Source organism: Leisingera sp. NJS204 (assembly GCF_004123675.1).
Lineage (GTDB): Bacteria > Pseudomonadota > Alphaproteobacteria > Rhodobacterales > Rhodobacteraceae > Leisingera.
Map to the genome: position 1 here is coordinate 733,518 of NZ_CP035417.1, position 19,293 is coordinate 752,810.

Genomic DNA, 19,293 nt, shown 5'->3' on the forward strand with positions numbered 1-19,293 from the left:
TATGCGAATCTCGGTTCAGGACGCACCGTTTGAACTGGGTGCCGAAAGCGACGCCTTTGCGGCCGGCGCCGAGGGCGCCGGCGCCGTGGTGACCTTTACCGGCGTGGTGCGCGATGCGGATCAGGGCGGGTTGCAGGCAATGGAGATCGAACATTATCCGGGCATGACCGAAAAGGCGCTGACGGCTATAGCGGAAGAGGCCGTGAAACGCTGGTCGCTGGCGGATGCACTGGTCATCCATCGCCATGGCCGCCTTGAACCTGGCGAGCGCATCATGATGGTCGCAACCGCCGCCCGTCACCGCAAGGATGCGTTTGAGGCGGCGGAATACCTGATGGACTATTTGAAGTCCCGCGCGCCGTTCTGGAAAAGGGAAATCCTGGCCAGCGGCGGCTCGGACTGGGTGGCGGCCAAGGATGCCGACGAGGATGCGCTGAAACGCTGGTGAACCGCGAACCTGGACGGGGGCGGCTCCCGCCAGGTGTTTAATCATCAGGAGATGATTTCCGCCTGTTGGGCCCGGCACCGCGCCTTGCGCGGCGCAGCCCGGTTGCAAATGGCGGCAGGCCCCGCGAACCCCGAACGGCTTCGCCTGGATACGCCGGTTTCATATAACATCAGACAGGGCTTGGAGGGCAGACTTGCCCGTTCAGGCCATATGTGAGCAGTAAGGCAACCGCCGTGCGCCGGCACGGCGCCACGCCCAAGCCTGCCCAGACGGTGCTGGCGCAGCCAGCGCGGGCTGCAGGCGCGGGAGTGCCCGGCTGCCCCGGCCTCAATGCGGGATCTGGTTGCGCAGCTCTTCGGCTTCGCGGCGGGCCTCGCGCAGGCCATCCATTGTTGCCCGCAGCTCGGCCTCGGTCTGGGTCAGCTGGTTGGTCAGCTCCGCCTCGCGCTGCTGCAAATATGTGATCGCCTGGTCGCGGGTTTCTTCGGCCTCATGCAGCTCCTGGCTCATCCGGTCGAGGTCGGCCACATCGCTTTGCCGCACCCGGGTGAAGCGGTGCACCAGCCAGTTGGCGAACCAGCCCAGGGCAAAGGCCGCGAACAGGATGATCGCGGTGGTGATGATGAACTCTGTCCTGTTCATTACTCTTTGGTCTCCTGTGCGTCTTCTGCGCTTTCGGCGGCCTCTTCGCCGTTGCCCGTATCAGCGGCGTCTTCCACGGCCGCAGGGCGGATCAATTTGAATTCAATTCGGCGGTTGGATTCGCGGCCGTCTTCCGTTGCGTTGTCGGCAATCGGCTCGCTTTCGCCATAGCCTTTGGCGGCAAAGGTCGAGGTGACCACCCGGCGCGCCCGCAGTTCGTTCAGCACCGACTGGGCCCGTGCCTGGCTCAGGTTCTGGTTCATCGCCTCGCGGCCCTGGCTGTCGGTATGGCCCTGGATTTCCAGCCGCACCGGTCCGCAGCGGCCAAGAACGCCGGCGATCCGGTCCATGGTTCCAGTGCTTTGCGCCGCGATGGTGGCCGAGCCGGGTTCAAAGGCAATCTTGGCCTCGCTTTGGGCGCTGGCAAGCTGCGCTTCGCAAAGTTCCGGCGGCAGCGGCTTGTCCTTGGGTTCGGGCGGCTTTTCATAGCTGATGTCGAGGCCGTAAGTGTCGGCCTCGCCCAGTTTGGCCGACAGGAAACGGGCGATCTCAGCCGGGGCGTCCTTGCGGTAGCTCATGCCGCGCAGCTCCAGATTGCCGGGCGTTACAGTGACTGCGCCGCGCTGCAAATAGGAGAGCGCTTCCAGCGCTGCCAGCACCCGCACCGGCCAATCGGCTGGCAGGTCGGCGACAACACGGGCTGCTGTGTGCACGTTGTCCGACCCGAACCGCGCCTTGGCATAGCTGTCGGCCACCATGCGCTGCGCCGCATCGGTAAGGCGGCCGCGCAGCTGCACCTGGCCTTCAGGGCTGAGAGTCGCGGTGAATTCAGGGATGCCGCCGGCGTCCCGGGTTTCCGGCACCGGCAGGACCGCGTGCAGCGCAAAGACCCGGGGCAGGGCGTTTTCCAGCTCGCCCGCCACATGGTCGAACAGCGCGCTTTCGGTGCCTTCTGCGGCGGCCAAGGTGATATCCGCATTGGCAATGGTCACCGTACCGCCGCCAAGTTCGGCCAGGCTTGCAATGCTCAGTTCCGCCGCGCGGGCCCAGTTGGGCGAGGGCACGCCCATGCCAATCACGCAATCCGCTTCCTCCTGCAGCCCGGCCTTGCGGGCGGCGGCCAGAATACGGCTGCGGCTTTCCTCGCTCTCGGCGGAGCAGGCATCGAATTCTGCGCCGTCCGGTCCCAAGAGAAAGCGCAGGGTGAAGGGGGTGATCACCGGGCGCGGTGCCGCGATATCAAGTGCCAGCCGCATGCCCGGCGGTGCCGTGCGGCCAAGCTGTTCCTCCAGCCGTGCCTTGGCGTCCGCGCTGTCGGAAATGGCGGTGACCGAGACATCCCCGGCCGCCACCGAAATTTTGGCACGCGGCAGCAGCTTCAGGGCTTCCACCGCAAACAGCATAGACTCCTGCCAGCCGTCAGGGATCGTGTATTTCGCTGTTTCCAGCAGATCTGCCACGTTCTCAGAACCTGCCAGCGTCTCAAGCTCCTTGACCAGTGCGGCGCGGCCGGAGCCTGCAGGGATCAGCCCGATAATCGAGATGCCGCTGTCATTGCGTAGAATTTCGGCAGAAAACCGCGGCGGTGCCAGGCCATCGGCGGGCGGCACGTCCATGCCATCAACGATCCGCGCCGCATCGACAACCGTGCCGGCCAGTGATTTGACCGAGAACCGGGTGGCCTCATCAGGGGCGGTGCCTTCCAGCAGCACCTGCAAACCGTCCGCAGTCACCTCAGCCCAAGTGTAACCGCCATCATCCAACGCCCGGCGCACACCTGTTTCTGTGCTCCGTTCCACCGCGGTGACGGCAAATCCGGCGGCAACAAGACTCAGCCCGGCAGCAGCGGCAAAGGCCAGACCCGGGATCAACAGCTTAGACAGGCGCATATGGCAGCATTTTCCCAGTTTGCGTTACAGGCTCTTACCCTGCGCGCGGCTGCGGTTCAATCACACGAACATGGCCAGCACAAAGAAGATCAGCGGAATCAGGCCGGTATCACGGTTGAGACGGAACAACTGCAAGAGTCTTTGCGTGTTTTCCGCGTCAAAGGCGCGCAGTTGCCAGGTCAGGTGCCAGCCCATCGCCCAAGGTGCCGCCAGCGCCAGCACCAGCGCCAGAACCGAGGCGCTGTCCTGGACTGCCAGGATCACCGCCAGCGCCATCAGGCTGACAAAGGCGACGATAAAGCGGCGCAGCCACATCGGGGATTGCGTGCCGAACAGCCGGGCGGTGGATTTCACCCCGATCAGCGCGTCGTCCTCGGTGTCCTGATGGGCATAGATGGTATCATAAAACAGCGTCCAGGCGATGCCCGCCAGATACAGCAGCACCGGCGGCCAGCCGAGGGTGCCGGTATGCGCCACCCAGGCCAGCATGGCGCCCCAGTTGAAAGCCAGCCCCAAAAACACCTGCGGCCACCAGGTGAACCGTTTGGCAAAGGGGTACACCGCGACAGGCAGCAGTGACAGGATGCCCATGGCAATGGCCGCCTGGTTGAAGGTCAAAAGGATCAACAGGCCCGCCAGGCATTGCAGCCCCATCCAGGCCAGCGCGCCCTTGACCGTGACCTGGCCCGAGGGGATCGGGCGCGAGCGGGTGCGCTCTACCTGGCCGTCGAAATTGCGGTCGGTGATGTCATTCCAGGTGCAGCCCGCGCCGCGCATCAGCCAAGCGCCCGCTGCGCAGCCGATGGCGATCCACAGGTCCTGCCAGCGCGGGTTCTGATCCGACAGAATGGCCAGCGCCAGCCCCCACCAGCAAGGGATCAGCAGCAGCCAGGTGCCAATCGGACGGTCAGCGCGCGATAGGCGCAAATAGGGCCGCGTCCACTCCGGCGCATAGGTGTCGACCCAGTTTCCCCGGACCGCATCCGCGACCTGACCCTCTGGCGCTGGCTTCTGGCCTTGCATATGTAGGACCCCATGAGTGCAAAAATCAGACTGTATGTAGAGCACCCTTTGGGGGCAGGGCAATCGGTTCCCTTGGATCGTGATCAGGCGCATTACCTGTTCGGGGTGATGCGGCAAGCGGCAGGGGCTGCTGTGGCACTGTTCAACGGCCAGGACGGCGAGTGGCTGGCCGAGGTCGCCGAGGCGGGAAAACGCGGCGGTACGCTTGTGTGCCAGCAGCAGACCAAGCCGCTGCAAATGCCGCCGGACCTGTGGCTGATGTTTGCCCCGATCAAGAAGGCACGCACCGATTTTATTGTTGAGAAGGCGGCTGAGATGGGCGCCGCCCGTATCTTGCCGGTGCAGACCGAGTTCACCAATTCCGAGCGCATACGCCGGGACCGGCTGCAGGCCCATGCGGTGGAGGCAGCGGAACAATGCGGCGGCACCTATGTGCCGGAGGTGGCTGAGCTGCAAAAGCTATCGCGCCTGCTGGACCAATGGCCCGCCGGGCGCCAACTGATGTTCTGCGATGAGGCCGAGGTGGGCAACGCGCTGCAACTGGCGGCAGAGACCCAAAAGGGTGCGCCCTGGGCCATTCTGATAGGTCCTGAGGGCGGGTTCTCGGAAACTGAGCGAAAACGGCTGCACAATCATACTCAGTCCCATGTGGTCAGCCTTGGCCCCCGCATTCTGCGGGCCGACACGGCGGCAGTTGCGGCGATGACACTTTGGCAACAGGTGCTGGGAGATTGGTGATGGACAAACCGCACCGCGAATTGCACCTGTTTTTTGCTGCGGAGAACTCTACAGCCGTAATCCTTTACCGGGCAAGCAGCAGCCTGCACCGGTTGATTTCCTGGGATACAAATGGCGACAAGATTGTGCCAGGGCAGTGGGTGAAGACAAGAGTGTACGGATTTGATTGTGCGTTATCGCCTGATGGCGAATATTTCATTTACAGCGCAATGCAAAAAGGCACACCGCATCTATTCTCTGCCGTTAGCCGCCCTCCGTATTTCACAGCGTTGGAGTTTTTCCCTGAGCTGACTGCGTACGACACAGGGGGATACTTTCTCGATAAGCGAGTGGTGACTTTCAAGCATATTGTCGATGATCGTGATGAAATTTTGCTTGAAAGTGGACTGGTCTTGAACCGGCAATTCCAAAATTGGGCGCATGCATACCGCCCGCGGGGAATTGGTTTGACCGGTTATGAGCGGGAAGAACTCGCCCGAACTATCGAAGTGAAACGCGGGAAAATTCCTGAGTTGCTGCAGCAGTACGAATGCGAAGGCGGCAAGCTTTTCCGCAAGACTGCTGGAGGCCTGGAGCTGCTGCTGGATTGTACGCTTATGGAGTTTGAGGCCATTCAAGCGCCATTTTCTGGATGTGCCAGGATGAGTAACTTCTAGAAGTTCAGGCTGGCAAAGCGCTAACCATCTTTGTCTTCCCTTAGACCCTCGAAACTGGTTCGTGTTAACATGGAAGGCGGCGTGGAGATTCCGAGCCGACGGAAGGCTGAACTGCTGGTGTCAGTGACACCTAGAATGACACAGCGGTCTGCAATCAGCCTGTCGGCCATTGCATCCGTTGTCCCGGCGCCACAAATAAGAAGGGCAGGGCAGGCAGCTTCGCCTGCCGAACGTTTTTTAGAGGCGAGACACATGAGTTTCATCCGCCCCGAAGCCCGCGCCGCCCTTTGGCAATGGCGCGAGGTCCTTGCTGCGGGACTGATGTTCCTGCTGGGGCTGAAATGGGCCTTCTCCGAAGCTGGTTTCACCGCGATCACCGGCTGGGCCTTTGTGGCCACCGGTCTTGTGACAGCTGTTATCGGCGCGCAGCGGATGCGCTTCCGGCGCGGCACCAGTGGACCCGGCGTCGTTCAGGTCGACGAAGGGCAGATCGCCTATTTCGGGCCGCTCACCGGTGGTGCCGTAGCGGCTTCCGAACTGGAGCGGCTGGCGCTGGATCAATCCTCAAAACCGCCGCACTGGCTGCTGGAGCAGCCCGGCCAGCCGCCGCTGGCAATCCCGGTGAATGCCGAAGGGTACGAGGCGCTGTTTGACGTCTTTGCTGCTCTGCCGGGGCTTAAGACCGAACGGATGCTGACCGAACTGCGCCGCCGCGGCCCTCACCAGGTCGTGATCTGGGAGCGCTCCTCCAGCCGGCCCGAACATCAGCGCCTGCATTGACACCGGCGGTGATTCCGCCCACGACTGACCCTTCATGACAGACCTAACAGGACGGAGTGCCAGGCATGTCCATTCCCCAGTCCGGCGGCGGACCGATCGAACGCCACGAACAGCTTGCCGAATATCTTGCCGACGGCTGCAAGCCCAAGGAAGACTGGCGCATCGGCACCGAGCATGAGAAGTTCGGCTTCTGCAAAGATACGCTGAAGCCGCTGCCCTATGAGGGCGAACGCTCGATCCTGGCCGTGCTGACAGGCCTGCGCGACGGCCACGGCTGGGCACCCTTGACCGAAGGCGGTAACCTCATCGGCCTGACCAAGGACGGCGCCAATATCTCGCTGGAGCCGGGCGGGCAGCTGGAACTTTCCGGTGCGCCTTTGGAAACCATCCACGAGACCTGCGACGAGGTAAACGCCCACCTGCGCGACGTGAAGGACATTGCCGACAAGATCGGTGTCGGCTTTATCGGTCTGGGCGCCGCCCCTGTGTGGCGCCATGAAGACATGCCGCTGATGCCCAAGGGCCGTTACAAGCTGATGGACGGCTATATGCAAAAGGTCGGCACCATGGGCACCACCATGATGCGCCGCACCTGCACCGTGCAGGTGAACCTCGATTTCGAATCCGAGGCTGACATGGTGCAGAAGATGCGTGTTGCACTGGCGCTGCAGCCGGTGGCAACCGCGCTGTTTGCCAATTCACCGTTCCTCGACGGCAAACCCAACGGCCATAAATCCTGGCGCGCCCGCGTCTGGCGCGATCTGGACGCCGACCGCACCGGGATGTTGCCGTTTGTGTTTGAAAAGGGCTTCGGGTTCGAGGCCTGGGTGCAATATGCGCTCGATGTGCCGATGTATTTTGTGTACCGCAACGGCGAATATGTGAATGCGCTGGGCATGTCGTTCCGCGACTTCCTGAAGGGGGAGCTGCCGGCGCTGCCCGGTGAAACACCGACGCTTAGTGATTGGGCCGATCACCTCACCACCGTTTTCCCCGAGGCCCGGGTAAAGAAATTCATCGAAATGCGCGGCGCCGATGGCGGCCCGTGGCGGCGTTTGTGTGCGCTGCCCGCTTTCTGGGTCGGCCTCACCTATGACCAGTCGGCGCTGGACGCCGCTTGGGACCTGGTCAAGGGCTGGGACGCGGAAACCCGTGATGCGCTGCGCGTGGCGGCCTCAGAACAGGGGCTGCAGGCCAAGGTCGGCGGCATCGACATGCATGAACTGGCGCGCGAAGCAGTCGCCATCTCGGAAAGCGGTCTGAAAGCCCGGCAGAAGCCCGGCGCCGGCGGGCTGGTGCCGGATGAGACCCACTTCCTGAACGCTCTGAAGGACAGCCTCGACACCGGCAAGGTCCCGGCGGATGAGCTGCTGGCGCGTTACAACGGTGCCTGGGACGAAGACCTCAGCCGGATCTACGGCGAGTTTGCCTATTGATCTGCACAGGCGGCCCCGGCGGGCCGCCTATACTTTAGATATATTGTCTTTCGGCAAAAAATTGCACCAGAATGATCCTTGGGGATAGTTTCGGGGACTTCATGCTGGCAATCAGAAATAGCAGCCAGAAATGGTTTTTTGTTGCCTGTGTGACTGTTGTTTCCCTGGCCGTGTCCTGGATAGTGACCGGTCTGACTGCGCCTGATGGGCTGAGCCGAGCTGCCTTGGTGCCTTCGACGCTGGCGCCGTTGCTTATCGCACCCGTTGCCTCGTATTGGGCGTCGTGCCGGCTGCTGGAAATCCACATTCTGAATGAGAAGCTGCTGAAACTGGCGGCGCATGACCAGATGACGTCGCTGTACAGCCGCGATCACTTCTTCCGGCTGATCGCCGGGCTGGGCAATGATTTTCAGGGCAGTTTTCTGCTGGCTGATATCGACCGGTTCAAACTGGTCAATGACACATATGGGCATCAGGCCGGCGACGAGGTTATCCGGTTTGTGGCGGGCGTGTTGAAAGAGAGAGTTCAGCCCGGAGGAATCGCGGCCCGCTTTGGCGGCGAGGAATTTGTTGCGTGCTTGCCGGATGTTTCTCTGAAGACCGCAATGCAAAAGGCCGAGGAGATCCGCCAAGCCATTGGTGCGCAGGCCCTGTCTGTTGGAGCGGAACACCTTCTGTGCTCGGTATCTATCGGGCTTGGCTATCACGACGGCAGCCGGACCGTGGAGGCAGTGCTGCGCGAGGCGGATGAAGCGCTTTATGCAGCCAAGCACGGCGGCCGGAATCAGGTGAAGTCGGCAGGCCGGTTTTAACTGCCCGAGGCATCCTGCCAGGGCGTCAGCAGCGGGCTGCATCGAACACCTCGTGGTCGGTAGCAGGCAAGGGACGCGTGTCGCAGTAGGCTGTTATCACATCCAGAATGTGAACTCCCTCCACGCCAGGTATGAAAAGTCCATCAAGAGCCTCGACGGCTACATACGGTGGCTGGAATTTCGGCTTGCGTGGCTTCAGCCAAGAGCCATCATCCAGGCATCAATCGTCTGACAGAACGCTAGTGTCGGCGACCACAGCATCTACTTCGATTTCAACGAGCCATTCCGGATTCACGAATCTATTGACCGCCATGATCGTATCGACAGGGCGCGCATCGCGGCAATATTCCTTACGGGCCTCGATTGCGTCTTTCCAATTGTCGATATCCGTCAGAATTACGCGCGTGCGGACAACATCATGCAAACCGGAACCGGCCTGTTCGAGTGCTGCCCTGATGATCTCGAAGCACTGTTTCGTCTGGGCGTAGACATCTCCTACGCCGACTGTTTTTCCATCACTGTCGACGGGAGCCGTACCACCAACTGAGATGAATGGCCCTACACGAACCGCACGACTGAAACCGACGATCTCTTCCATCGGGTTGCCGTTCGAAATCAGCTGACGTTTGATCTTCATCCCATCCGTTCCCCTATGAGCAGGATCAATGATATCCGAATGTAAGCTAAGAGTCCGCTTCGTCCTCAAAGTCGACCAACACCGTTTGCGGACACCCTCTTTTATCTTGCAATCGGGCCGCTCCCGCTCTGCATTTTTCCCATCTAAGTTGCTCCCGGCAGGAACCGCGCCACCTCTGCGCCCAGCTTCAGCACAGCCAGATGCACCGACCGGGGCAGGCGGGGGAAATCCGCGTACCAGTCGTCAAACATCCGCATCACCCGCAGGGTCTCGCCCATCCGGTCCTTGACTGCGTTGGGGGTGTTTTCAGCCTTGGCCTCTTTCATCACGCCGACCAGCGCCCGAAGGGTGGGGGCAAACTCGCGCTCGTGCCGCGCGGCCATCACCGCGTCGACCAGGTCGAACATGTCGCGGATCGAGGTGAAATGATCACGCCGGTTGCGCTGCTGGCGGCTGACCTTGACCAGCCCCTGCGCCTGCAGTTGCTTCAGCCCGTTGGACACGTTTGAACGCGCCAGCCCCAGAACCTTGCAAATCTCATCCGCGGTCATCGGATTTGTTGCGATATGCAGCAGCGCGTGGATCTGCGCCACCGACCGGTTCACCCCCCAGCGGGAACCCATCTCGCCCCAGTGAAGGATAAAGTTCTGCATTGCGGGGGTCAGTTTCATCACAGGATCCGAAATTTCTGTAATGATAGAAAATTGGAAAACCTGAGTCGTGTTAAATCAAAGAAATACCGGCGGCAGGTTGCCCCGCCGCCGGCTGTTCGCATGTGAGTGGTGGGTAATGTGTTACTGCTGCAATGCCGCCGGATCTTTGTCTTCGATATCTTCCCAGTTCACATCGGCCTTCTCAATGAAACCTGGGATGTCGCCTTCCCAGCGGGTCTGAATGTCTTTGGCGAGGTTCAAATACAGCTTGTCGTCGACGATTTTCCAAAGCGTCGGATCGCCGTCGAATTTAAAGCCCATGGCGGCGCCAAAGGCGCAGTAGCCGCCGTAGGCCGGCAGGTAGGCTTCCGGATTCTTTTCAAATTCAGCTTTGTTTTCTTCCGAAGCGAACCGGTACATCGCGTCATTGTGGAGTGCGGTGATCTTCCAGTTGCCCGGGGTCGGTTCCCCAACGGTGAAATACGCAACCGGGTCGTACCCCTGCAGGGCAAGGCCGGTTGAGGAGGCGTTGAGTTCTACACCGGCAGCCATAGCAGAAGTCGCCAGAGCAACCGAAAGCGCCACACCGCTCACCAGAGCTTTTACTTTGTTCATGGATCCCGTCCTTTCAATGCCGGCCGGGACTGCAGCGAATTTGCGCCCGGCTGGTGTTCCATAATACGTGCCGCGGTATGCTGCGGGTCACGGCACTGATGTGGAACGCCGGGCGATCACGTTCAAAACAACTCAATTTGAATGTGCATCAGACGTTGGCCCTCTGTGCATTCATGCGCAGAACGGGTGACAGCACCGCCGCCGGCAGGCAAAGTGGCCGCAGACAATATGGAGACAACAATGACACGTGGATTACCCAGCCGCCGCGCGGTTCTGAGCGGGCTGACGGCTTTTGCTCTTTTCGCAGCCCCGGCCAGCGCGCAAAACGTCAGTGGTGTTTACCGGGCCGAAGGGCGCAATCCCGACGGCAGCGCTTATTCCGGAACCGTGCAGATTTCAGGACAATGGCGGGACCGTGGACATGCAGTGGCAGATTGCCGGGCAATCCTATTCCGGCAGCGGTTCGCGCAATGGCGATGTGATCTGGGTGAACTGGGGCCAGACCCATCCGGTGGTCTATGTGCGGATGCCCAGCGGCGAACTGCACGGCACCTGGGGCAATGGCCGTGCGCTGGAACGGCTTATTCCGTGACCTGAAGCGCGAGCACAAAGCGGATCACTTTTTCCTTGGGCACTTCCCAGGGCTTCAGCTGCGCGCCAAAAGCCAGCCGGTACAGGTTGAGGCTGATGTAATCCCTGCCGCCGCGTTCATGGGCTACCAGCTTTTGGGCCTTGCCGCCGGCCAGATCCTGGCGGGTTACTGCGTAGTGCCGCCCAGCCGCAGAACCGTAAAAGGCACCCAAAGGCAGCGCATCAAAGGCGGCCAGAAACGCGTCCGGCCAGCCACGGCTCACTTCTGGCCGATCCGCGGTTCGGTGCCTGCACGCAATCGCGCGATATTGGCCGCGTGGCGGATGAAAACCACTGCCGCCAGCAGCACCGCCAGCACCGCCACAGGCTGAAAGCCCAGCACCAATGCCCAAACAGCGCCTGAGGCTGCAGAAACCAGCGCTCCCATCGAGGATATCCGGCTGGCTGCCGCTGCTGCCAGCCAAGTCAGGCAGCAGGCAATGCCAACCGGCCAGGCCAGCGCCAGCATCAGGCCCAGGAAAGTAGCAACCCCTTTGCCGCCCTTGAACCCCAGCCAGACCGGGAAGCAATGGCCCAGAAAGGCCATCAGCCCTGCCGCTTGCGCCGCATCCTCGCCGGCCAGGGAGCGGGCCAGCAGCACCGCCGCCGCGCCCTTGCCGCCATCCAGGATCAGTGTCAGTGCCGCGGCGGCTTTGCTTCCAGTGCGCAGGACGTTGGTGGTGCCGATATTGCCGGAGCCGATTTCACGCAGGTTGCCCAGCCCGAATGCCTTGGTGACGACCATGCCAAAGGGCACCGACCCCAGGCCGTAGCCAATCACCGCCCACAGGATCAGAACGGCGGCAGAGCTTTCCAGAACAGGCATCAGTCCCTCCGGTAGACGGGCTCACCCGCGACATATGTGGCCTCAACCCGCCCCTGCATCCGCTGGGTGTCAAATGGCGTGTTCTGCGATTTCGAGCGCAGTTTGAAACGGTCCAGCACAAACGGCACGTCCGGATCGAACAGGACCAGATCCGCAGGCGCCCCCTTGGCCAGGCGGCCGCTGTCCAGCCCCAGCCGTTTAGCCGGGTTCAGCGACATAGCGCGGAACAGGGTGGGCAGGTCCAGCAGTTCGGCATGATACAACCGCAGCGCCGCGGGCAGCAGGGTTTCCAGTGCGACAGCACCGGCGGCGGCTTCTTCAAACGGCAGCCGTTTGCTTTCTTCGTCCTGCGGCGTGTGCATCGAGGAAATGATATCGATCAGACCTGTGCGCACCGCTTCCACAACGGCCAGCCGGTCGTCCTCAGACCGCAGCGGCGGTTTTACCTTGAAAAAGCTGCGGTAGCCGGCCACGTCCAGCTCATTCAGGGTCAGGTGGTGGATTGACGTACCCGCGGTGATATCCAGCCCGTTGCCCTTGGCACGTTCCAGCGCGGGCAGGGCGCGGGCTGTGGTGATCTGGTCTGCATGATACTTGGCACCGGTCATTTCCAGCAGCGCGATATCGCGGTCCAACCCCATCCGCTCGGCCATTGGCGACACGGCCGGCAGGCCATAAAGCGCGGCGAATTTGCCGGAGGTTGCAGCCGCTCCGGCGCTCAGAACCGGTTCCTGCGGGTGAGCAATGACCAAGGCGCAGCAGGAGCGGGCATAGGTCAGCGCACGTTGAAAGACCTTGGTATTGCCGGTCACATGGTCGCAATCGGAAAACGCCACCGCGCCGGCATCCATCAGGAAGCCGATCTCGGTCATTTCACGTCCTGCGCGCCCTTTGGTCAACGCCGCCATCGGCAGCACATTCACCGGCGTATCCGCCTGGGCGCGGCGGGTGACGAATTCCAGTGTTTCCGGGCTGTCGATGGCAGGTGCCGTGTCAGGACGGGTGACAATGGTGGTGACGCCGCCCGCTGCCGCAGCAAGTCCTGCGGATTTGTAGCTTTCCTTGTGCCGCTCGCCCGGCTCGCAGACCTTGACGCCGATGTCGACGATGCCTGGCGCCAGGCATTTGCCGCCGCAGTCCTGACGGACCGCATCCTCCGGCCTGATGTTGTGCGCGCGCAGCAACCGGTCAGGATCGCCGGCGTTCTTTTCAATTGCCGCGATCCGCCCGTTCTGCACCAGCACCGCACCAGGCGCATCGGTGCCTGCCTCAGGATCAATCAGGCGGGCGTTGGTGAAGAGAGTGGTCATGCCTTGGCTCTTTCAATTGCGTGAAGCGTTGCAGCCGGGTTGGCCTGGTATTTGATCAGGTGTTTGTCGCCGGTCCTGGTGATCACCTGCACATAGCTGCCCATGGTGCGGGTGGTCTCGATTTGGGATAGCATGATATTGCGTTTCGCCGGGCCGGTAAGGGCCGTATCCGTCAGGATCCAGACCACCGCCAGCTCCTCGCTGGCCATATACCAGCCGCGCAGGGCGATGGCGGCCAGGCCGCCAACAGCGCCAGTCCAGATATGCGGGCTGTCCAGGAACCACAGAACCGCCATGGCGCCGCCCATGCCGATCGCCGCCATCCAGGCGTGAGCGCGGACATAGGCGCTGCGGTCCGGTTTGAATTCGGTCTGAGCCATCAAACCGTCAATGCCCAGACCAGCAGTGCGGCCAGCAGCATCACCACGGCAAACAAAGCAGCGCCGATACGGCGGGCTTGGGTGCGCGCCTGCCGCGGGGAAAGTTTCTGGGCGGAATTGGGCTTGGCGCTTTCGGCGGTTGCGGGCGGGGCGCTCCAATTGGTCTGCCGCTCGCCGTATGTGCCCGTCAGGGTGATCTGCTCCGCCGGGGTCAGCCGGGTTTCGGCGCCGTCAAAGGCGCGCGAGCGGATCAGCAGCACATGGCCATCCAGCGCGTCCAGCATTTCGCGGTCTTCCTCGACCTGCGTCCGCGGCACACCGCAGCCTTCGGTGAGGTACCCGGTCAGGCCGATGTCTTCCAGGTCGGAGACCGGAAAGATCTCCACCTGATCCATATCCAGCACCTTGATCCCCAGCACCTGCGCCAGCGCGCCGGGTTCCTTCAGGAATGCCGCCTGCTCAGGCCGCATGTCGAGTGCAAACAGCCGGATCACGCCGCGTTCGCCTGCCGGGATATGGATCACGCCCTCCACCTGTTCAGCCCGCTTTCGCCTGACGTTCGGCGCGCAGGTTGCGGGCCAGCAGGTCCATTGCCGCCATCCGCACTGCGACCCCCATCTCGACCTGCTCCTGAATGACTGAACGGTTGATGTCGTCGGCGAGCGTTCCGTCGATTTCAACTCCGCGGTTCATCGGGCCGGGATGCATGATGATGGCGTCGGGTTTGGCCTGCGACAGCTTGTCGGCGTCGAGCCCGTAACGATGGTAGTATTCACGTTCGGATGGGATGAAGCCGCCGTCCATGCGCTCTTTCTGCAGCCGCAGCATCATCACCACATCAACGTCCTTAAGGCCTTCGCGCATGTCGTCATAGATCTCGGCGCCGAATTCGGCGAACTGGCCGGGCACCAGCGTCGGCGGACCAATGAGGCGGATGCGGTTTTCCATTTTGCCCAGCAAGATCAGGTTGGAGCGGGCCACGCGGGAATGGGCAATGTCGCCGCAGATCGCGATGTTCAGCCGGTGCAGCCGGCCTTTGGAGCGGCGGATAGTGAGCGCGTCCAGCAGCGCCTGGGTTGGATGCTCGTGCTTGCCGTCGCCGGCATTCAGCACCGCGCAGTTCACCTTCTGCGCCAAGAGATCCACCGCGCCGGAATGCGGATGCCGCACCACCAGAAGGTCCGGGTGCATCGCATTCAGCGTCATCGCGGTGTCGATCAGGGTCTCGCCCTTTTTGATCGAGGAGGCCTGCATCGCCATATTCATGACATCAGCGCCAAGCCGCTTGCCTGCCAGCTCGAAACTCGCTTGGGTACGGGTGGAATTCTCGAAGAACATGTTGATCTGAGTAAGCCCCGCCAGCACATCGGAATGCTTCTCGGGCCGGCGGTTCAGGGCAACATATTCATCGGCAAGATCAAGGATCGCGGTGATCTCATGCGGTGTCAGCGGTTCGATGCCAAGCAGGTGGCGGTGTTCGAAGGACATATGGGGCAGCTCCGCTTGATTTGCGGGTTCTTATAGGCGGGGTGCACGCGTGCGGCAAGGCGTTGCGGCGGAGGCAGACGTTGCGCAGGCGAGGGGCCGGCCCCTCGCGCTCCCCGGAGTATTTCTGAAAAGATGAAAGACTTGAATTTACAAGATGGCCGCGGAGAGGTGTTCCGCTTGGGCTGCGGGCGGAGTAGCTTGGGCGAATGGAATCGGCATTGGATTACTGGAGCGCCCGGGCGCTGTTGGAGTGGCAGGCGGAGCTTGGCGCAACCGAGGCGCTTTGCGATGCGCCAGTGGACCGCTATGCGCTGGAGCAGTCTGCGCCGAAGCCGAAACCGGGCGCCGCCCCTGCGCCGCCGCCCAAGCCTAAGGAAGCGGACCCTGTTGATGTGGCACAGAAGGCCGCCAAGGGGGCGGCTTCGCTGCCGGCCTTGCGCGATGCCCTTGAGGGTTTCAGCCATTGCGACCTGAAACGCGGCGCGCGTAATCTGGTGTTCTCGGACGGGCAGGCCGGCGCACGGGTGATGATCATCGGCGAGGCGCCGGGCCGGGATGAGGATCTGCAGGGCAAACCGTTTACGGGCCGCGCCGGTCAGCTTCTGGACAAGATGCTGGAGGCCATCGGTCTTTCACGTGCCGAGAGCGTCTATATCACCAATGTGCTGCCCTGGCGGCCGCCGCAGAACCGCGATCCGCTGCCGGCCGAGATCGCCATGCTGGCGCCTTTTCTGGAGCGGCATGTGGCGCTGGCAGAGCCGGATATTCTGGTTTTGATGGGCAATATCAGCTGCCAGGCAGTGCTGGGCAAACGCGGCATTACCCGGCTGCGCGGGCAATGGGATCAGGCCTGGGGCAAGCCGGTGCTGCCGATGTTCCACCCCGCCTATCTGTTGCGCCAGCCGCAGCAGAAGCGGCAGGCCTGGGGTGATCTTCTTGAGCTGAAGGCACGGCTGGGCGCCCTGTCCTGACGGAGGAGGAGCCGCATGAAGATTCTCGCGTTTTCAGATCTGCATCTTTCAAGCAGCCACGCGGTGGAAATCGTGGCGGCCAGCGCGGGTGCTGATCTGGTGATTGGTGCAGGTGATTTTTGCAATATGCGCCATGGACTGGACCGGGCCGTGGCGATGCTGGCCGGGTTGAAGGCGCCGATGGTGGCGGTGCCCGGCAATGGTGAAAGCGCTGGTGAGTTGCGTGCAGCGGAGTTTCCCGGCACAACCGTGCTGCATGGCGAGGGCGTTGATTTTGAGGGGCTGCGTCTGTTCGGCCTGGGCTATGGCGTGCCTGAAACACCTTTTGGCAGCTGGTCTTGCGACCTAAGCGAAGTTCAGGCGGCAGCGATGCTGGCGGCCTGTGATCATGCGGATATTCTGATCTCCCATTCACCGCCCAAGGGGCTGGGGGACGTGACCTCGGGCGGGCTGTCCGTCGGCTCCATGGCGGTCCGGGCAGCGGCGGAGCGGATCCAGCCGCAATTGCTGCTCTGCGGCCATGTGCATGATTGCTGGGGCTTTCGCGGCAGCATAGGCAGGACGCAGGTGGCCAATCTGGGCCCTTTGGTGAGCTGGTTTGAGGTGCAGCCTTGATTGATGCGGTAACTTTGCTCGCCTTCATCCCGGCAGCGCTGGCGCTGAACCTGACACCGGGCGCGGACATGATGTTCTGTCTTGGCCAGGGGCTGCGCTCGGGGCGCCGGGCGGCGGTGGCGGCAAGTGCCGGGATTTCCGCGGGCAGCATGGTGCATGTGTCCTTGGCGGGGCTAGGGCTGGGGGCGGTGGTTTCCGCGATGCCTGCGCTGTTTGATCTGATCCGCTGGGCGGGTGTGGCCTATCTGCTGTATCTGGCCTGGGGCGCCTTGCACGGGGGGCTGGCGGCGGAGGGGCTGCCGCAGCGGCGCGGGGCCGGCGCTTTTCGCAGCGGGCTGCTGGTCAATCTGACCAATCCCAAGGTGATCCTGTTTGTGCTGGCCTTTGTGCCGCAATTTGTGAAACCCGAGGCCGGCCCGGTGCTGGTGCAGTTCCTGGTCTTCGGGTTGATCCTGGCCGTGGGTGGTTTCTTTATCAACGGGTTGATTGGTGTTTTTGCCGGCCAGGCCGGGCAGCGGTTGACCGGATCGCCGGTGTTCGCGCGCTGGCTGGGCCGGGTTTCGGCCGGAATTTTTGCAGGGCTGGCCGTACGGCTGGCGATTATGGAGAGGGCGTGAAATGTCCCGGATTGACGAAAGCATGGAATTCATCCCGGTCCGTATTGCGGTGCTGACGGTGTCGGACAGCCGCAAAATGGAAGATGACCGCTCCGGCCAGGTGCTGGTGGACCGGTTGCGGGACGCGGGCCACACCCTTGCCGGGCGCAAGATCATTCCCGACGAGCGCGCCGAAATCGCCGCGCAGCTGCGCGCCTGGATCGCCGACCGGGAGGTGGATGTGGTGATTTCAACCGGCGGCACCGGGCTGACTGGGCGGGATGTAACGGTGGAAGCGCACCGGGATGTCTATGAAAAGGAGATCGAGGCCTTTGGCACCGTCTTCACCCATGTCTCGATGCAGAAGATCGGCACCAGCGCGGTGCAATCGCGCGCCACCGGCGGCGTTGCGGGCGGCACCTATCTGTTTGCACTGCCCGGCAGCCCCGGCGCCTGCAAGGACGGCTGGGATGAAATCCTGTCAAAACAGCTTGATTACCGCCACCGGCCCTGCAATTTCGTGGAAATCATGCCCAGATTGGAGGAACATCTGCGCCGGAAGTAACCCCGCGCGGCGTGTAACCTCGTAAACCTGTGCGGAAAATCGTATATTTCCAAGCGGGCACAAGGCATTTGCGCTTTGGCTGGCCGCATCGGCGGTCCCGGCAGCATCCGCCACCGGAAGGGAGAGACATGCGCTTTTTGCGTCAGAGTGTGACTGGGGTGTTCCTGGCGGCCTTAACGGCAGCGCTGCTGCTTTATGCCGGGCAGCTGGTTTTCAGTGCGATTGACGCACAGCTGAATGCGGAGAAAAAAACGCCGCCAGTGCGTGAGCGGGTGTTTGCGGTCAATGTGGTGACGGCGGATCTGCAGACCGTGGCGCCGGAGCTGACGGCCTTTGGCCGGGTGGAAAGCCGCCGCGCACTGGAGCTGCGCACAGCGGTGGCGGGCCGGGTTGTGCACCTCTCTGAAGATTTCGAGGACGGCGGCGCGGTCCGCGCAGGTGAAGTGCTGGTGCAAATCGATCCGGCGGATGCGCAAGCCGCGCTGGACCGGGCCGAGGCCGACATGATGGATGCCCGCGCCGAGGAACGCGATGCCGGCCGGGCGCTGATCCTGGCACAGGACGAATTGCAGGCCACCCAGGACCAGGCGCAGCTGCGCGAACGGGCCTTTCAACGGCAAGTGGATTTGCAGCAGCGCGGTGTCGGCACCGCCGCAACGGTGGAAACGGCGGAGCTTGCAGCGGTGCAGGCACGCCAGGCGGTAATCTCGCGCCGCCAGGCCGTCAGCCAGGCAGAGGCGCGTGTGGATCAAGCAGCCACCCGCGTGGCCCGGGCGCAGCTCGCGCTGGACGAAGCGCAGCGCGAGCTGGACGATACAACGATCATGGCGGGTTTTGACGGGACTTTGCAGGCGGTTAACCTTGTGCAGGGGCGGCTGGTTTCGGCCAATGAAAAACTGGCGGATTTGGTTGATCCGGATCTGCTGGAGGCAGCGTTCCGGGTTTCCACTGCGCAATACGCCCGGCTGCTTGATGCCGGGGGCGATCTGCTGCGCGCGCCGGTGCGGGTGTCGCTGGATGCCGCCGGCGCAGGGTTAAGTGCAGCCGGGCAGATTTCCCGCGCCAGCGGGGCTGCCGGTGACGGGCAGACCGGGCGCTTGGTTTATGCCCGGCTGCAGGCTGCGCCGGGGTTTGAACCTGGCGATTTTGTCACCGTAAAAGTGACCGAGCCTGAGGTCGCGGCGGTGGCCCGTGTTCCGGCCTCGGCGCTGGGCGCGGATGGCTCGGTCCTTGTGCTGGGGGCTGAGGACCGGCTGGAGTCATTGGCCGTCGAACTGGTGCGCCGTCAGGGCGATGACGTGCTGATCCGCGGTTCAGGACTGGAAGGCCGCGAGATCGTGACCGGACGCACGCCGCTTTTGGGGGCTGGCATTAAAGTGCGCCCGCTGCGTCAGGGGGCCGGGGTGCAGGCGCTTCCGCAATTAATCGAGCTGACCGACGAACGCCGGGCCAGGCTTGTGGCGTTTGTCGAGGGCAGCAGCGTGATGCCTTCCGCAATGAAAGAACAGATGCTGCAGCAACTGGCCGAGGCCAGGGTGCCCGTCAGGCTGGTGACCCGGATTGAATCCCGGATGGGGGGCTGA

Annotated in this window: 24 protein-coding genes; 12 read left to right on the forward strand and 12 right to left on the reverse strand. The window is 62.6% G+C overall.

Features of this window, described 5'->3' with window-relative positions:
* The first annotated feature begins 1 nt into the window (after position 1).
* Positions 2–448: a molybdenum cofactor biosynthesis protein MoaE gene (locus ETW24_RS03705; protein WP_129369805.1), complete on the forward strand. Its 447-nt coding sequence runs from the start codon at positions 2–4 to the stop codon at positions 446–448.
* 327 nt (positions 449–775) lie between these two features.
* On the opposite strand, the gene ETW24_RS03710 is transcribed toward ETW24_RS03705, so the two are convergent.
* From ETW24_RS03710 to ubiA, 3 genes are read right to left on the reverse strand one after another with little or no spacing between them, the layout of a single operon-like run.
* Positions 776–1,090, reverse strand: coding sequence for a hypothetical protein (locus tag ETW24_RS03710; RefSeq protein ID WP_129369806.1), 315 nt, complete (start codon positions 1,088–1,090; stop codon positions 776–778).
* A complete protein-coding gene (locus ETW24_RS03715; RefSeq protein WP_129369807.1) occupies positions 1,090–2,979 on the reverse strand; it encodes an OmpA family protein in 1,890 nt (629 codons plus the stop codon). The genes ETW24_RS03710 and ETW24_RS03715 overlap by 1 nt, the downstream gene beginning before the upstream one ends.
* Positions 2,980–3,039: 60 nt before the next feature.
* Positions 3,040–4,002 carry a 4-hydroxybenzoate octaprenyltransferase gene (gene ubiA, locus ETW24_RS03720; RefSeq protein ID WP_129369808.1) on the reverse strand — a complete coding sequence of 321 codons (963 nt, stop codon included), beginning with the start codon at positions 4,000–4,002 and terminating at the stop codon, positions 3,040–3,042.
* Between the two features lie 12 nt (positions 4,003–4,014).
* On the opposite strand from ubiA, the gene ETW24_RS03725 reads away from it, so the two are divergent.
* The 5 genes from ETW24_RS03725 (at position 4,015) to ETW24_RS03745 (ending at position 8,424) form a co-directional block, all read left to right on the forward strand.
* Positions 4,015–4,740, forward strand: coding sequence for a 16S rRNA (uracil(1498)-N(3))-methyltransferase (locus ETW24_RS03725; RefSeq protein WP_129369809.1), 726 nt, complete (start codon positions 4,015–4,017; stop codon positions 4,738–4,740).
* Positions 4,740–5,396 (forward strand): hypothetical protein, encoded by a 657-nt coding sequence (locus ETW24_RS03730; RefSeq protein ID WP_129369810.1) that lies wholly within the window; start codon positions 4,740–4,742, stop codon positions 5,394–5,396. Before ETW24_RS03725 ends, ETW24_RS03730 begins: the two co-directional genes overlap by 1 nt.
* A gap of 252 nt (positions 5,397–5,648) precedes the next feature.
* On the forward strand, positions 5,649–6,176 hold the full coding sequence (locus tag ETW24_RS03735) for a hypothetical protein (RefSeq protein ID WP_129369811.1): 528 nt from the start codon (positions 5,649–5,651) through the stop codon (positions 6,174–6,176).
* A gap of 65 nt (positions 6,177–6,241) precedes the next feature.
* Positions 6,242–7,612 carry a glutamate--cysteine ligase gene (locus tag ETW24_RS03740; RefSeq protein ID WP_129369812.1) on the forward strand — a complete coding sequence of 457 codons (1,371 nt, stop codon included), beginning with the start codon at positions 6,242–6,244 and terminating at the stop codon, positions 7,610–7,612.
* Positions 7,613–7,713: 101 nt separating this feature from the next.
* Entirely contained in the window at positions 7,714–8,424 is a 711-nt protein-coding gene (locus ETW24_RS03745) for a GGDEF domain-containing protein (protein ID WP_164982682.1), read from the forward strand.
* A 220-nt stretch (positions 8,425–8,644) separates the two neighbouring features.
* On the opposite strand, the gene ETW24_RS03750 is transcribed toward ETW24_RS03745, so the two are convergent.
* From ETW24_RS03750 to ETW24_RS03760, 3 genes are all read right to left on the reverse strand, one after another.
* Positions 8,645–9,061: a RidA family protein gene (locus ETW24_RS03750; RefSeq protein ID WP_164982683.1), complete on the reverse strand. Its 417-nt coding sequence runs from the start codon at positions 9,059–9,061 to the stop codon at positions 8,645–8,647.
* 143 nt (positions 9,062–9,204) lie between these two features.
* Entirely contained in the window at positions 9,205–9,732 is a 528-nt protein-coding gene (locus ETW24_RS03755; protein ID WP_254695694.1) for a GbsR/MarR family transcriptional regulator, read from the reverse strand.
* A 123-nt stretch (positions 9,733–9,855) separates the two neighbouring features.
* On the reverse strand, positions 9,856–10,329 hold the full coding sequence (locus ETW24_RS03760; RefSeq protein ID WP_129369814.1) for a YHS domain-containing (seleno)protein: 474 nt from the start codon (positions 10,327–10,329) through the stop codon (positions 9,856–9,858).
* Between the two features lie 421 nt (positions 10,330–10,750).
* On the opposite strand from ETW24_RS03760, the gene ETW24_RS24680 reads away from it, so the two are divergent.
* Positions 10,751–10,921: a hypothetical protein gene (locus tag ETW24_RS24680; protein WP_254695695.1), complete on the forward strand. Its 171-nt coding sequence runs from the start codon at positions 10,751–10,753 to the stop codon at positions 10,919–10,921.
* Here the strand turns inward: ETW24_RS24680 and ETW24_RS03770 are convergent.
* From ETW24_RS03770 to ETW24_RS03795, 6 genes are read right to left on the reverse strand one after another with little or no spacing between them, the layout of a single operon-like run.
* A complete protein-coding gene (locus tag ETW24_RS03770; protein ID WP_129369815.1) occupies positions 10,911–11,183 on the reverse strand; it encodes a hypothetical protein in 273 nt (90 codons plus the stop codon). The genes ETW24_RS24680 and ETW24_RS03770 overlap by 11 nt on opposite strands.
* Positions 11,180–11,785 carry a glycerol-3-phosphate 1-O-acyltransferase PlsY gene (gene plsY / locus ETW24_RS03775; RefSeq protein WP_129369816.1) on the reverse strand — a complete coding sequence of 202 codons (606 nt, stop codon included), beginning with the start codon at positions 11,783–11,785 and terminating at the stop codon, positions 11,180–11,182. Before plsY ends, ETW24_RS03770 begins: the two co-directional genes overlap by 4 nt.
* The gene (gene pyrC, locus ETW24_RS03780) at positions 11,785–13,095 is read right to left on the reverse strand and encodes a dihydroorotase (RefSeq protein ID WP_129369817.1); all 1,311 of its coding nucleotides are present in this window, start codon (positions 13,093–13,095) and stop codon (positions 11,785–11,787) included. The genes plsY and pyrC overlap by 1 nt, the downstream gene beginning before the upstream one ends.
* A complete protein-coding gene (locus tag ETW24_RS03785) occupies positions 13,092–13,475 on the reverse strand; it encodes a hypothetical protein (RefSeq protein WP_129369818.1) in 384 nt (127 codons plus the stop codon). The genes pyrC and ETW24_RS03785 overlap by 4 nt, the downstream gene beginning before the upstream one ends.
* Complete coding sequence (locus ETW24_RS03790; protein WP_129369819.1) at positions 13,475–14,008, reverse strand: hypothetical protein; 534 nt, start codon at positions 14,006–14,008, stop codon at positions 13,475–13,477. Before ETW24_RS03790 ends, ETW24_RS03785 begins: the two co-directional genes overlap by 1 nt.
* Positions 14,009–14,012: 4 nt before the next feature.
* Positions 14,013–14,963 carry an aspartate carbamoyltransferase catalytic subunit gene (locus tag ETW24_RS03795; protein WP_129369820.1) on the reverse strand — a complete coding sequence of 317 codons (951 nt, stop codon included), beginning with the start codon at positions 14,961–14,963 and terminating at the stop codon, positions 14,013–14,015.
* Between the two features lie 206 nt (positions 14,964–15,169).
* Between ETW24_RS03795 and ETW24_RS03800 the strand changes: the two genes are divergently transcribed.
* The 5 genes from ETW24_RS03800 to ETW24_RS03820 all read left to right on the forward strand — a co-directional run bounded on the left by ETW24_RS03800 (position 15,170) and on the right by ETW24_RS03820 (position 19,293).
* Positions 15,170–15,934 (forward strand): uracil-DNA glycosylase, encoded by a 765-nt coding sequence (locus ETW24_RS03800; protein ID WP_129369821.1) that lies wholly within the window; start codon positions 15,170–15,172, stop codon positions 15,932–15,934.
* Positions 15,935–15,949: 15 nt separating this feature from the next.
* Positions 15,950–16,549, forward strand: a complete 600-nt coding sequence (locus ETW24_RS03805) for a metallophosphoesterase family protein (protein WP_129369822.1) — start codon at positions 15,950–15,952, stop codon at positions 16,547–16,549.
* Complete coding sequence (locus ETW24_RS03810) at positions 16,546–17,166, forward strand: LysE family translocator (protein WP_129369823.1); 621 nt, start codon at positions 16,546–16,548, stop codon at positions 17,164–17,166. Before ETW24_RS03805 ends, ETW24_RS03810 begins: the two co-directional genes overlap by 4 nt.
* A 1-nt stretch (position 17,167) precedes the next feature.
* Positions 17,168–17,710: a molybdenum cofactor biosynthesis protein B gene (gene moaB, locus ETW24_RS03815; RefSeq protein ID WP_129369824.1), complete on the forward strand. Its 543-nt coding sequence runs from the start codon at positions 17,168–17,170 to the stop codon at positions 17,708–17,710.
* 128 nt (positions 17,711–17,838) lie between these two features.
* On the forward strand, positions 17,839–19,293 hold the full coding sequence (locus tag ETW24_RS03820) for an efflux RND transporter periplasmic adaptor subunit (RefSeq protein WP_129369825.1): 1,455 nt from the start codon (positions 17,839–17,841) through the stop codon (positions 19,291–19,293).